11 protein-coding genes are annotated in these 12,600 nt (G+C 68.5%); 7 read left to right on the forward strand and 4 right to left on the reverse strand.

What is annotated here, in order from left to right:
- Positions 1–57 precede the first annotated feature (57 nt).
- From P3W75_RS13475 to glnT, 4 genes are all read right to left on the reverse strand, one after another.
- Positions 58–1,383: an FMN-binding glutamate synthase family protein gene (locus tag P3W75_RS13475; RefSeq protein ID WP_276227855.1), complete on the reverse strand. Its 1,326-nt coding sequence runs from the start codon at positions 1,381–1,383 to the stop codon at positions 58–60.
- Between the two features lie 21 nt (positions 1,384–1,404).
- Positions 1,405–2,079, reverse strand: a complete 675-nt coding sequence (locus tag P3W75_RS13480) for a protein glxC (RefSeq protein WP_276227856.1) — start codon at positions 2,077–2,079, stop codon at positions 1,405–1,407.
- Positions 2,080–2,090: 11 nt separating this feature from the next.
- Entirely contained in the window at positions 2,091–2,996 is a 906-nt protein-coding gene (locus P3W75_RS13485) for a class II glutamine amidotransferase (protein WP_276227857.1), read from the reverse strand.
- Positions 2,997–3,084: 88 nt separating this feature from the next.
- Positions 3,085–4,419, reverse strand: coding sequence for a type III glutamate--ammonia ligase (gene glnT / locus P3W75_RS13490; RefSeq protein WP_276227858.1), 1,335 nt, complete (start codon positions 4,417–4,419; stop codon positions 3,085–3,087).
- A gap of 265 nt (positions 4,420–4,684) precedes the next feature.
- Here glnT and P3W75_RS13495 point away from each other — a divergent pair, with 265 nt between their 5' ends.
- From P3W75_RS13495 to P3W75_RS13525, 7 genes are all read left to right on the forward strand, one after another.
- Complete coding sequence (locus P3W75_RS13495; RefSeq protein ID WP_276227859.1) at positions 4,685–5,278, forward strand: helix-turn-helix domain-containing protein; 594 nt, start codon at positions 4,685–4,687, stop codon at positions 5,276–5,278.
- A gap of 392 nt (positions 5,279–5,670) precedes the next feature.
- Positions 5,671–6,537 (forward strand): formyltetrahydrofolate deformylase, encoded by an 867-nt coding sequence (purU, locus tag P3W75_RS13500; RefSeq protein ID WP_276227860.1) that lies wholly within the window; start codon positions 5,671–5,673, stop codon positions 6,535–6,537.
- A complete protein-coding gene (gene folD, locus P3W75_RS13505) occupies positions 6,534–7,421 on the forward strand; it encodes a bifunctional methylenetetrahydrofolate dehydrogenase/methenyltetrahydrofolate cyclohydrolase FolD (protein ID WP_276227861.1) in 888 nt (295 codons plus the stop codon). The genes purU and folD overlap by 4 nt, the downstream gene beginning before the upstream one ends.
- 6 nt (positions 7,422–7,427) lie before the next feature.
- Positions 7,428–8,669, forward strand: a complete 1,242-nt coding sequence (locus P3W75_RS13510) for an FAD-dependent oxidoreductase (protein WP_276227862.1) — start codon at positions 7,428–7,430, stop codon at positions 8,667–8,669.
- 10 nt (positions 8,670–8,679) lie between these two features.
- Complete coding sequence (locus P3W75_RS13515) at positions 8,680–8,994, forward strand: sarcosine oxidase subunit delta (RefSeq protein WP_276227863.1); 315 nt, start codon at positions 8,680–8,682, stop codon at positions 8,992–8,994.
- Entirely contained in the window at positions 8,991–11,894 is a 2,904-nt protein-coding gene (locus tag P3W75_RS13520; RefSeq protein ID WP_276227864.1) for a 2Fe-2S iron-sulfur cluster-binding protein, read from the forward strand. The genes P3W75_RS13515 and P3W75_RS13520 overlap by 4 nt, the downstream gene beginning before the upstream one ends.
- Before the next feature lie 3 nt (positions 11,895–11,897).
- The gene (locus tag P3W75_RS13525; protein WP_276227865.1) at positions 11,898–12,581 is read left to right on the forward strand and encodes a sarcosine oxidase subunit gamma; all 684 of its coding nucleotides are present in this window, start codon (positions 11,898–11,900) and stop codon (positions 12,579–12,581) included.
- Positions 12,582–12,600 lie beyond the last annotated feature (19 nt).

Below are 12,600 nucleotides of genomic sequence, written 5' to 3' on the forward strand. Positions count from 1 at the left end.
CGGCAAACAAAAAGGCCGGCGATCGCTCGCCGGCCTTTGCCTGTCACCCGTTGTCGGTCAGTACTGCAGCTGCCCCGGCACCCAGTTGGTGCCGGCCAGCGGCACGCGGGCCATGGCGGCGGCTTCCACGGTCAGCGCCACCAGGTCCTCGGGGTCGAGGTTGTGCAGGTGCGACTTGCCGCAGGCGCGGGCCATGGTCTGGGCTTCCAGCACCAGCACGCGCAGGTAGTTGGCCAGGCGGCGGCCGGCTTCCACCGGGTCCAGGCGCTTGGACAGCTCCGGGTCCTGGGTGGTGATGCCGGCCGGGTCGCGGCCGTTCTGCCAGTCGTCGTAGAAGCCGGCGGCCGAGCCGATCTTCTTCAGTTCCTCGTCCAGGCGCGGGTGGTTGTCGCCGAGCGCCACCAGCGCGGCGGTGCCGATGGCCACCGCGTCGGCGCCCAGGGCCATGGCCTTGGCCACGTCGGCGCCGTTGCGGATGCCGCCGGAGACGATCAGCTGCACCTGGCGGTGCATGCCCATTTCCTGCAGCGCCTGCACCGCCTGCGGGATGGCCGGCAGGATGGGGATGCCGACGTGCTCGATGAACACTTCCTGGGTCGCCGCGGTGCCGCCCTGCATGCCGTCGAGGACGATCACGTCGGCGCCGGCCTTCACCGCCAGCTTGACGTCGTAGTACGGCCGGCTGGCGCCGATCTTCACGTAGATGGGTTTTTCCCAGTCGGTGATCTCGCGCAGCTCGGCGATCTTGATCGCCAGGTCGTCCGGGCCGGTCCAGTCCGGGTGGCGGCAGGCGCTGCGCTGGTCGACGCCGATCGGCAGGGTGCGCATGCCGGCCACCCGCTCGGTGACCTTCATGCCCAGCAGCATGCCGCCGCCGCCGGGCTTGGCGCCCTGGCCGAGGACGATCTCGATGGCGTCGGCCTTGCGCAGGTCGTCCGGGTTCATGCCGTAGCGCGACGGCAGGTACTGGTACACCAGGTGCTGCGACTGGCCGCGTTCCTCCGGGGTCATGCCGCCGTCGCCGGTGGTGGTGCTGGTGCCGGCGATGGTCGCGCCACGGCCCAGGGCTTCCTTGGCGTTGGCCGAGAGCGCGCCGAAGCTCATGCCGGCGATGGTCACCGGAATCTTCAGGTGGATCGGTTTCTTGGCGAAGCGCGTGCCCAGCACCACGTCGGTGCCGCACTTCTCGCGGTAGCCCTCCAGCGGGTAGCGCGAGACGCTGGCGCCGAGCAGCAGCAGGTCGTCGAAGTGCGGCAGCTTGCGCTTGGTGCCGCCGCCACGGATGTCGTAGATGCCGGTCTCGGCGGCGCGCTGGATTTCCTGGATGGTCAGGCGGTCGAAGGTGGCGGATTCGCGCAGCACCGGGGTGTGTTTCTCGCTCATGGGGGTCTCCTCGCGGCGCGATCAGTAGGCCGAAGCGTTGTCGACTTTGAAGTTGTACAGCTGGCGAGCCGAGCCGTAGCGCTTGAAGCTGGCCGGGTCCTCGTCGAAGCCGGCGCGGTTGAGCAGCTCCTTGAGCTCTTCCAGGTGCTCGGCGCGCATCTCCTTCTCGATGCAGTCCGAACCCAGCGAGGCGACCGTGCCCTTGACGTAGATGCGCGTCTCGTAGAGCGAATCGCCGAGCGCGTCGCCGGCGTCGCCGCAGACCACCAGGCGCCCGGCCTGGGCCATGAAGCAGCTCATGTGGCCGATGCTGCCGCCGACCACGATGTCCACGCCCTTCATCGAGATGCCGCAACGCGCGCCGGCGTCGCCCTCGATCACCAGCAGCCCGCCATGGGCGGTGGCGCCGGCGGCCTGGGAGGCGCTGCCCTTCACCCGCACGCTGCCGGACATCATGTTTTCCGCCACGCCCACGCCGACGTTGCCGTGCACGGTGACGCTGGCCTTCTGGTTCATGCCCGCGCAGTAGTAGCCGGCGTGGCCCTGGATATCGATGCTCACGGCCTGGTTCACGCCCACCGCGAGGTTGTGCTTGCCGCCGGGCTGGGTCACCAGCCATTCGCGGTCCTGTACGTCGCCGTGCAGGGCCTGGTTCAGTTCACGCACCGAGGCGCTGGAAAGGTCGATGGTTTTCATGCAAATGCTCCTCAGGCGCTCTCGCGTTCCCAGATGTACATGGTGGCCGGGGCCGGCTCCCAGACTTTGGCCTTGTCGATGCCCGGCAGGCTGGCCAGGGCCTGGTACTCCGAGGCCATGGCCACGTAATCGTCGGTCTCGGCGAGGATCGCCGGCTTGCAGGCGATCGGGTCGCGGATCACGGCGAAGCCGTTGCGGGTGCCGATGGCGAAGGTGAAGAAGCCGTCGAGGTCCTCCAGGGACTTGTCCAGGGCCTGCTTCAGGCTGTCGCCCTGCTGCAGGCGCCAGGTCAGGTAGCCGGCGGCCACTTCGGTGTCGTTGTCGGTCTCGAAGGCGATGCCCTGGCGCTTGAGTTCCTGGCGCAGGCGGAAGTGGTTGGACAGCGAGCCGTTGTGCACCAGGCACAGGTCGGCGCCGGTGGAGAACGGGTGGCTGCCCTCCATGGTCACCGCGCTTTCGGTGGCCATGCGGGTGTGGCCGATGATGTGGCTGCCCTTCATCCCGGCCAGGCCGAAGCGCTGCGAGATGTCCACCGGCAGGCCCATGCCCTTGAGGATTTCGATGCTCTGCCCGGCGCTCATGATGCGCACCGCCGGCGCCAGCTCGGCCAGGACGGCGCGCACCGCGGCTTCCTCGGCGTGGATCTTCAGCACCGCGGCGCTGGCGTTCTGGAACCAGTCCAGCGAGCAGCCCAGGCGCGCTTCCAGGGCGCCCATCAGCTCGGCCCAGGGGTAGCTGGCGTCGGCCGCCTGGAGGGTCAGCTTGACCCAGCCGTCGGCCACTTCGTCACCGTAGATGGCGAAGCCGGCGCTGTCCGGGCCGCGATCGGTCATGGCCAGCAGCATGGGTTCGAAGAGCTTGCCCAGCTGGGCTTCGAGCTCCGGTTTCTTCAGGTAGAGGCCTACGATTCCGCACATGTTTCGTCTCCTTCGAGGCAGCAGGCGACCGCCGCTTGGTTGTCACGGTCGCCCAGAGGGTTGGTCGCGCGCCCGGCGGGCGCGGCGGTCAGAAGAATTCGGTGTAGCGCTGGATCTCCCAGTCGGAGACGTGGCGGCTGTACTCCACCCACTCCATGCGCTTGAGCTTGATGAACTCGTCGACGATCTCGGCGCCGAGCACCTCGCGGAACAGCGGGTCGGCCTCCAGCGCGTCGGCGGCTTCCTTCAGCGACTGCGGCAGGGTCTTGATGCCGCGCGCGGCGATCTCCTCCAGGCTCAGGTTGTAGAGGTTCTCGTTGCACATCTCGCCCGGCTCCAGCTGGCGGTCGATGCCGTCGAGGCCGGCGGCGATGATCGCGGCGCTCACCAGATAGGGGTTGCAGCCGGCGTCGGGCAGGCGGAACTCCAGGCGGCCGTAGGGGATGCGCACCATCGCCGAGCGGTTGTTGGCGCCGTAGGCGATGAACGCCGGGGCCCAGGTGGCGCCGGACAGCGAGCGGCCGACCACCAGGCGCTTGTAGGAGTTCACCGTCGGCGCGGCGAAGGCGCACAGCGCAGGTCCGTGGGCCAGCAGGCCGGCGGCGAAGTGGTAGGCCAGCTTGGACAGGCCCATGCCGCTGGGGTCGGACGGGTCGTGGAAGAGGTTCTTGTTGGTCGCGCTGGCGATCGACAGGTGGAAGTGCATGCCGTTGCCGGCGCGCTTGGGATCGGGCTTGGGCATGAACGAGCAGATCATGCCCAGGTCGTTGGCGATCTCGCCGGCGGCCATGCGGAAGAAGGTGAAGCGGTCCGCCGACTCCATGGCGTCGCTGTAGGTGTAGTTGATCTCGAACTGGCCGTTGGCGTCCTCGTGGTCGATCTGGTAGATGTCGAAGCCCACCGGCTGCAGGGCCTCGGTGAGGCGTTCGAGGAACTCGCGGGAGCGCGACAGGCCCTTGTAGTCGTAGCAGGGCTTGTCGAGGTTGTCCGAGGCGTCCACCAGTTGCAGCTTGCCCTGGGCGTCGCGGCGGAACAGGCTGAATTCCGGTTCCAGGCCGGTGTTCAGCACCCAGCCCTTGTCGGCCAGGCGCTGCACCTGCTGCTGCAGCACGTAGCGGCTGTCGTAGGGGTGCGGCTTGCCGTCGACGTGGCCGATGCACACCACCCGCCCGTAGCCCGGCTGCCAGGGCACCGGGATCAGCGTGGAGAGGTCGCCGCGCGCCATGAAGTCCGGCCCGTGGGGCTCCATGCCCATGCCGCTGATGGCGAACCCGGCGAACCCGGCGCCCTCCTCGGCCACGGCCTTGAGGCCGGACACCGGCACCGACTTGGTCTTCGCCGAGCCATGGATATCGACGAACTGCGCCAGCACGTACTTGATGCCGTGCTGGTCGATGGTGCGCTGGGTTTCGCTTGGCAACATGGGGAACACTCCGTAAGGGCAAGGCGTTTTCGGTGCCCTGGGCGGCTCTGATTCCGCTCAGGAAAGTTACTTTCCCAATAGGAATGCAATGCCCTTGCCAAGTCGAACGCGCGGGGAGCGCTGGCGCCGAGCGGCGCATTTGTGCTGTATATATGGGAAACTAGCTTTCACTGTGGGAAACCGGCGGGACAGCCGCGGCCCCTCATGCACTTTCCAGGTGCGAAACTAATATTCTTGAACTGAAACCGTGCAGGAACCTCCGACCATGTCGACCGAGACCCAACCGCGCCTTCGCCTGGAGCAGTACCTGGGCATGCAGATCAAGCGCCAGCGCCAGGCGCAGGAGCTCAAGCTGGCCGACGTGGCGCGCATCGCCGGGATCAGCCAGGGCATGCTGAGCAAGATCGAGAACGCCCAGGTCTCCACCAGCCTCGACACCCTGAGCCGCCTGTGCGACGTGCTGGGCATGCCGATGTCGAAACTCTTCAGCCAGTACGACCAGCCGGACGGCAACGCGCTGCTGGTGAAGGCCGGCGACGGCCTGGAAGTGGTGCGTCGCGGCACCGAGAAGGGTCACACCTACCAGTTGCTCAACCACACCCGTGGGCCGAAGAAGAACTTCGAGGCCTACATGGTGAGCATGGACGACGCCAGCGAGGAGTTCCCGACCTTCTCCCACCCGGGCACCGAGTTCCTCCACCTGCTCGAAGGCGAGTTGGTCTACCGCCACGGCAACCAGCTCTACCACATGCAGGCCGGCGACAGCCTGACCTTCGACGGCGACACCCCGCACGGGCCGGAGAAGCTGGTGCAGGTGCCGATCCGCTTGCTGTCGATCATGAACTACGGCAACGACTGAGCCTGCGCCGCCCAGCAGGAGCGCGCCACGATCCCCCACCCTGCGCACCACACACCTGCCCGGCCAGGCGTGATTCGTACGTAGGGCGCATAACCGTTCGCGGTTATCCGCCGATGGCCCCGGCGCCCACGGCCAATGGCGGATAACGCTGGGGCGTTATTCGCCCTACGGGAAGCGCCTGCGCTATCCCCCACCGTTCAGCCGAAAACTTTCCTGACAGGATAAAAATTTTCCCCAGGGTATGGACCCAGGGATTCGCTTCGCCTATAAAAGCGCAAAAGGAAATTTATATTCCCAGCAGTAAATAGTTCTCCACCGGTGAAATCCACCTTCACCCCCGAACTTTCGCCCTTGCGCGCCGAGCTGCCTCTCACTCACCCCGAGGACCCGACATGCACCACGCCCCCAGCCATTTCATCATCCGCATCAGTTGCCCGGCGGTATCCGGCATCGTCGCGGCGGTGACCACCTTCCTGGCCGAGCAGGGTTGCTACATCAGCGAGATGGCGCAGTTCGACGACGAAGGCAGCGGCCGCTTCTTCATGCGCGCCGTGTTCCGCTTCAACGAAGGCCTGGCGGGCGACATCGGCAACCTGGAAGCCGGTTTCGTCGATGTGGCCGCGCGCTTCGACATGGACTGGAGCCTGCACAGCAGCGCCAAGCCGATGCGCGTGCTGCTGATGGTCAGCAAGTTCGACCACTGCCTGTCCGACCTGCTCTATCGCCACGCCAAGGGCGAGCTGGACATGCAGATCACCGCCATCGTTTCCAACCACCTCGACCTGCGCCCCATGGCCGAGCGCGAGGGCATCCGCTTCGTCTACCTGCCGGTGACCAAGGACACCAAGGCCCAGCAGGAAGCCGAGCTGCTGAAGATCGTCGCCGAGACCGGCACCGAACTGGTGGTGCTCGCCCGCTACATGCAGATCCTCTCGGACGACCTGTGCAAACAGCTCTCCGGCAAGGCCATCAACATCCACCACTCGTTCCTGCCCGGCTTCAAGGGCGCCAAGCCCTACCACCAGGCCTACGAGCGCGGCGTGAAGCTGATCGGCGCCACCGCGCACTACGTCACCAGCGACCTCGACGAGGGCCCGATCATCGAGCAGGAAGTGCAGCGCGTGGACCACGCCTACGCCCCCGACGACCTGGTGGCCATCGGCCGCGACACCGAGACCATCGCGCTGTCCCGCGCGGTGAAGTACCACCTCGAACACCGCGTCTTCCTCAACCACGACCGCACGGTGATCTTCAAATGAACGCCATTCCCAGCGTCAAACTCATCGACGGCAAGGCCACCTCGGCGCGCGTGCTCGCCGAGGTCCGCGAGGAAGTCCTGGCCCTGCGCGAGGACGGCATCCAGCCGGGCCTGGCCGTGGTGCTGGTGGGCAGCGACCCGGCCAGCCAGGTCTACGTGCGCAACAAGGTGCTGCGCGCCGAGGAAGTCGGCATCCGCTCGCTGGAACACAAGCTGGCGGCCGACACCGGCGAAGGCGTCCTGCTCCAGCTGATCGCCGAGCTGAACGCCGACCCGACGGTCAACGGCATCCTCGTGCAACTGCCGCTGCCCGGGCATATCGACGAGAACCGCGTGCTCCAGGCCATCGACCCGCTGAAGGACGTCGACGGCTTCCACAGCGAGAACGTCGGCGGCCTCAGCCAGGGCCGCGACGTGCTCACGCCGTGCACCCCGGCCGGCTGCATGCGCCTGCTGCACGACACCTGCGGCGACCTCTCCGGCAAGCACGCGGTGGTGATCGGCCGCTCCAACATCGTCGGCAAGCCGATGGCCGCGCTGCTGCTCAAGGCGCACTGCACGGTGACCGTGGTGCACTCGCGCAGCGCCAACCTGCGCGAGCTGTGCCGCCAGGCCGACATCGTGGTCGCCGCCGTGGGCAAGCCGCGCCTGGTCGACGCCAGCTGGCTGAAGCCCGGCGCGGTGGTGATAGACGTGGGCATCAACCGCATCGACGAGGACGGCCGCAGCAAGCTGGTCGGCGACGTCGACTTCGACAGCGCCCTCGCCCAGGCCGCGGCCATCACCCCGGTGCCCGGCGGCGTCGGGCCGATGACCATCGCCTACCTGATGAAGAACACCCTGGTCGCCGCGCGCCTGCAACGCGCCAGCGCCGTCGCGGAGTAAAGCAGCATGCCTTTCGCCCTTCTGAAATACGGCCTGAGCGCCGACTACCCGGTGGAAGTCGACCTGCCGCCGCCGCGCGAGCTGAAGCCGCGCTACGACGTGGTGATCATCGGCGGCGGCGGCCACGGCCTGGCCACCGCCTACTACCTGGCCACGTACCACGGCGTGACCAACGTCGCGGTGCTGGAGAAAGCCTACCTGGGCGGCGGCAACACCGCGCGCAACACCGCGGTGATCCGCTCCAACTACCTCACCAGCGAAGGCGTGAAGTTCTACGCCGAATCGGTGCGGATGTTCCAGGGGCTGTCCAACGAGTTCGACTTCAACATCATGTACTCCGAGCGCGGCCAGCTGACCCTGGCCCACACCGACGCCACGGTGCGCGCCTTCCGCCAGCGCGCCGAGGTGAACAAGCACTTCGGCGGGCGCACCGAGATGATCGACCGCCAGCAGATCCGCGAGCTGGTGCCCACGCTCAACCTCGACCCCGGCCACCTGCCGGTGATCGCCGGGCTCTGGCACATCGACGGCGCCACCGCGCGCCACGACGCCGTGGCCTGGGGCTACGCCAAGCAGGCGGCCAAGCGCGGCGTGGAAATCCACCAGCTCACCGAAGTGCAGGACCTGGTGGTGCGCGACGGCCGCATCGAGGCGGTGAAGACCAACCGTGGCACCGTGCAGTGCGGTTGCGTGGTCCAGGCCATCGCCGGGGCCAGCTCGCTGCTGATGGCCAAGGCCGGCATCCGCGCCCCCATCCACACCTACCCGCTGCAGGCCATGGTCACCCAGCCGTTCAAGCCGTTCCTCGACCCGCTGGTGAGCTCCTCGGCGCTGCACTGCTACGTGCAGCAGACCAGCCGTGGCGAGCTGGTGTTCGGCGGCGGTTCCGACCCCTACCCGCTGTACAACACGCGCTCGACCCTGGACCTGAAGGAAAGCCTGCTGGCCCACGCCATCGAGATGTTCCCGTTCATGGCCAACGCCAAGCTGATGCGCCAGTGGGCCGGGATCACCGACATGACCCCCGACTACAGCCCGATCATGGGCCTGTCGCCGGTCGAGAACTATTACCTCGACGCCGGCTGGGGCACCTGGGGCTTCAAGGCCACGCCCATCTGCGGCAAGACCATGGCCGAACTGGTGGCCAGCGGCGGCAAGGTGCCGGAGCTGATCGCGCCCTTCGCCCTGGAGCGCTTCAGCCGCTTCCAGCAGGTCAACGAGATGGGCGCCACCGCGGCCAGCCATTGAGGAACGAGCGATGAAGATCCTGACCTGCCCGCTGAACGGGCCGCGCAACATCAGCGAATTCACCTACGGCGGCGAGTTCAAGCGCATGCCCGACCCGGCCACCTGCAGCGACCTGGAGTGGGCCGACTACGTGTTCAACAGCGACAACGCCGCCGGGGTGGTGCTGGAGTGGTGGCTGCACAACGCCTCCAGCTACTGGTTCCTGGCCGAGCGCCACACGGTCACCGACCAGGTGATCCGCACCTTCGACGCGAAGGAAATCTTCGACCGGCGCATCGATTTCCTCTCTCCGCCCCAGGCCGCCGCACAGGAGACCGCCCAATGAGCGCACTCACCCGCCTGCCCGCCCCCATGGGCCTGCTGATCGACCGCGCGCGGCCGCTGCGCTTCTCCTTCGACGGCCGCGACTACCAGGGCTTCGAGGGCGACAGCATCGCCAGCGCCCTGCTCGGCAACGGCCGCTGGCTGCTCTCGCGCTCCTTCAAGTACCACCGCCCGCGCGGCCCACTGACCCTCGCCGGGCAGGACGCCAACGCCCTGGTGCAACTGCCCGACGAACCCAACGTGCTGGCCGACATGCACCCGGCCCGCGACGGCCTGGCCGTGGCAGGCCAGAACTACGCCGGCAGCCTCGACCACGACCGCGACGCCTACCTGGGCAGGTTCTCGCGCTTCATGCCGGTGGGCTTCTATTACCGCTCGTTCTACAAGCCCAAGGGCATGTGGAAGGTCTGGGAACCGCTGATCCGCAAGAAAGCCGGCCTGGGCGTGCTCGACCTGGCGTTCAAGCCGCAGTACTACGACAAGGCCTACCTGTTCGTCGACCTGGCGGTGATCGGCGCCGGCCCCGCCGGCCTGCGCGCCGCGCTGGACGCCGCCGACGCCGGGGCCAAGGTGCTGCTGGTGGAACAGCAGCCGCTGCTCGGCGGCTCGCTGACCTACGCGCGCTTCGACATCGCCGGGCGCCGCGCCGCCGAACTGCGCGCCGAGCTGGTCGGCGCGGTGGAGGCGCACCCGAACATCCAGGTGCTCAAGCAGGCCACCTGCAACGCCTGGTTCACCGACAACTACCTGCCGGTGATCCAGGGCAAGCGCATGTACAAGGTGCGCGCCACCCGCTGCCTGGTGGCCGCCGGCTCCTTCGACCAACCGGTGGTGTTCCGCAACAACGACCTGCCCGGCGTGCTGCTGACCAGCGCCGCGCAGCGCCTGATGAAGCTCTACGCGGTGAAACCGGGCAAGCGCGCCGTGGTCCTGACCGGCAACGACGACGGCTACCTGGCCGCCCTCGACCTGCAGGAACAGGGCGTCGACGTGGCCGCCGTGGTGGACATGCGCGCCGCCCCGGCCGACGCCGAGCTGGCCGCCGAACTGCAACGCCGGCACATCCCGTTGCACACCGCCAGCACCGTCTACGAGGCCCTGCACGAGCCGGGCCTGCGCCACGTCAGCGGCGTCGACATCCGCCGCATCGACGGCCAGGGCGAGGTTGCCGCGCAAGGCACCCAGCTGGCCTGCGACCTGCTGTGCATGTCCGCCGGCTACATGCCGGTCTACCAACTGCTGTGCCAGGCCGGCGGCAAGCTGGCCTACGAGGAGCATCGCGCCGAGTTCGCCATCAGCGGCCTGCCCGCCGGGCTGGACATCGCCGGCTCGGTGAACGGCCGCCACGCCCTGGGCAACGTGCTGGTCGACGGCGCCCGTGGCGCCGCCGAGGCGCTCGCCGCGCTGAACCTCGCGGCGCCGCTGCCGGGGGTTTTCGTCGCCGAAGCCGAGGTCAACTTCCCCTGGCCGATCTTCCCCCACCCCAAGGGCAAGGACTTCGTCGACTTCGACGAGGACCTGCAGGTGCGCGACATCGTCAACGCCACCCGTAGCGGCTACCGCGACGTGCAGCTGGTCAAGCGCTTCTCCACCGTCGGCATGGGCCCGTCCCAGGGCCGCCACTCGGCGCTGCCCACCGCGCGCCTGGTGGCCCAGGCCACCGGCCGCAGCATCGGCGAAACCGGGGTGACCACCGCGCGCCCGCCGTTCGAGGCGGAGAAGCTCGCCCATGTCGCCGGCCGCGCCTTCGACCCCTACCGACAGACACCGATGCACCGCCGCCACCTTGAAGCCGGGGCGAAGATGATGCCCGCCGGCATCTGGCAGCGCCCGGCGTTCTACGGCAAGGCCGAGGACCGCGAACGCTGCATGCAGGAAGAGGCGCTGCACGTGCGCGAGAAGGTCGGCCTGATCGACGTCTCGACCCTCGGCGGCCTCGACGTGCGCGGCCCCGACGCCGCCGAGCTGCTGGAGCGCCTGTACACCTTCGGCTTCGCCAAGCTGGCCGTCGGCCGCACCCGCTACGCGCTGATGACCAACGAGCACGGCGTGGTGATCGACGACGGCGTCTGCGCACGCCTCGGCGAGCGGCACTTCTACGTCACCGCCACCACCAGCGGCGTCGACCGCATCTACCAGCAGATGCTCAAGTGGAACGCGCAGTGGCGGCTGAACGTGGACATCACCAACGTCACCGCCGCGCTGGCCGCGGTCAACCTCGCCGGGCCGCTGTCGCGCCGGGTGCTGGAGAAACTCTGCGGCGATGTCGACCTGTCGGCCGCCGCCTTCCCCTACCTGGGCGTGCGCCAGGGCCGCGTGGCCGGCATCCCGGCGCGCATCCTGCGGGTCGGTTTCGTCGGCGAGCTGGGCTACGAGGTGCACGTGCCGGCGCGCTTCGCCGAACGCCTGTGGGACGCGCTGATGGAAGCCGGCGCCGAACAGGGCATCCGCCCCTTCGGCGTGGAAACCCAGCGCCTGCTGCGCCTGGAGAAGGGCCACGTGATCATCAGCCAGGACACCGACGGCATGACCCACCCGGCGGAGATCGACATGCAGTGGGCGATCGGCCGCAAGAAGCCGTTCTTCGTCGGCAAGCGCTCGATCGAAATCCTCGAGGCGCAGCCGCTCAAGCGCAAGCTGGTGGGCTTCACCCTGCCCAGGGGCAGCGCCCAGCCGCTGGAGGGCCACCTGGTGCTCGACGGCGCCGACATCAGCGGCAACGTCACCTCCTGCGAGTACTCGCAGAGCCTCGGCCAGATCGTCGGCCTGGCCTACGCCGGCGCCCACCAGGCCACCCCGGGCATGCAGATCCCGATCCGCGTCGAGGGCGGCGAAATGGTGCGCGCCACCGTCGTCCAGCTGCCCTTCTACGACCCGCAGAACCAGCGCCAGGAGCTCTGAGCCATGTCCAGCCTGAAAGCCGAAGACTTCATCGAACGCAGCCCGCTGTACCCGCTGCAGCAAGGCGCGCGCCTGGCCATCCTGGGCAGCAGCGCCATCGTCGCCCGCTACGGCGAGCAGGAAGAGCACGCGCAGCTGCAACGCTGCGCGCTGATCGACCTGAGCAACCTGCCGCGCGCGGGCTTCCGTGGCGCCGACGCCGCGGCCTACCTGCAAGCCCGTGGCTACACGCTGCCGGAGGCGCCCAACCGGGCCCTGCGCCAGGCCGACGGCGGCCTGGTGGCGCGGCTGTCGCAGACCGAGTACCTGCTGCTCGGCGGCCTGCACGACATGGGCGCACGCGTCGCCGCCGAGGAAGCCGCCTGGCGCCTCGACGACAGCGCCAACTACCTGCTGCCGCGCCAGGACAGCCACGCCTGGCTGCAGCTCAGCGGCGCACACTGCGCGCAGGTGATGGCCAAGCTCTGCGGCGTCGACCTGCGCCCGCAGGCCTTCGCCAGCGGCGCGGTGGCGCAGACCTCGGTGGCGCGCCTGAACGCCATCGTGATCAACAGCGGCAGCGCCGAACTGCCCAGCCTGCAGATTCTCTGCGACCGTGCCTCGGTGCAGTACTTCTGGGAAGCCATGCTCGACGCCATGGACGAGTTCGGCGGCCGCCCGGTGGGCATCGACGCCCTGCTCGACTGACCAGCCGGCGGCGCCCCGC

The sequence above is a fragment of the Pseudomonas citronellolis genome, from assembly GCF_029335315.1.
In the GTDB taxonomy this organism is placed as follows: domain Bacteria; phylum Pseudomonadota; class Gammaproteobacteria; order Pseudomonadales; family Pseudomonadaceae; genus Pseudomonas; species Pseudomonas citronellolis_A.

What these genes read in the sequence shown, in the direction of transcription:
- P3W75_RS13475 (WP_276227855.1), bottom strand. Translation starts at nt 1,383, where the DNA reads ATGAGCGAGAAACACACCCCGGTGCTGCGCGAATCCGCCACCTTCGAC.
- P3W75_RS13480 (WP_276227856.1), bottom strand. Translation starts at nt 2,079, where the DNA reads ATGAAAACCATCGACCTTTCCAGCGCCTCGGTGCGTGAACTGAACCAG.
- P3W75_RS13485 (WP_276227857.1), bottom strand. Translation starts at nt 2,996, where the DNA reads ATGTGCGGAATCGTAGGCCTCTACCTGAAGAAACCGGAGCTCGAAGCC.
- glnT (WP_276227858.1), bottom strand. Translation starts at nt 4,419, where the DNA reads ATGTTGCCAAGCGAAACCCAGCGCACCATCGACCAGCACGGCATCAAG.
- P3W75_RS13495 (WP_276227859.1), top strand. Translation starts at nt 4,685, where the DNA reads ATGTCGACCGAGACCCAACCGCGCCTTCGCCTGGAGCAGTACCTGGGC.
- purU (WP_276227860.1), top strand. Translation starts at nt 5,671, where the DNA reads ATGCACCACGCCCCCAGCCATTTCATCATCCGCATCAGTTGCCCGGCG.
- folD (WP_276227861.1), top strand. Translation starts at nt 6,534, where the DNA reads ATGAACGCCATTCCCAGCGTCAAACTCATCGACGGCAAGGCCACCTCG.
- P3W75_RS13510 (WP_276227862.1), top strand. Translation starts at nt 7,428, where the DNA reads ATGCCTTTCGCCCTTCTGAAATACGGCCTGAGCGCCGACTACCCGGTG.
- P3W75_RS13515 (WP_276227863.1), top strand. Translation starts at nt 8,680, where the DNA reads ATGAAGATCCTGACCTGCCCGCTGAACGGGCCGCGCAACATCAGCGAA.
- P3W75_RS13520 (WP_276227864.1), top strand. Translation starts at nt 8,991, where the DNA reads ATGAGCGCACTCACCCGCCTGCCCGCCCCCATGGGCCTGCTGATCGAC.
- P3W75_RS13525 (WP_276227865.1), top strand. Translation starts at nt 11,898, where the DNA reads ATGTCCAGCCTGAAAGCCGAAGACTTCATCGAACGCAGCCCGCTGTAC.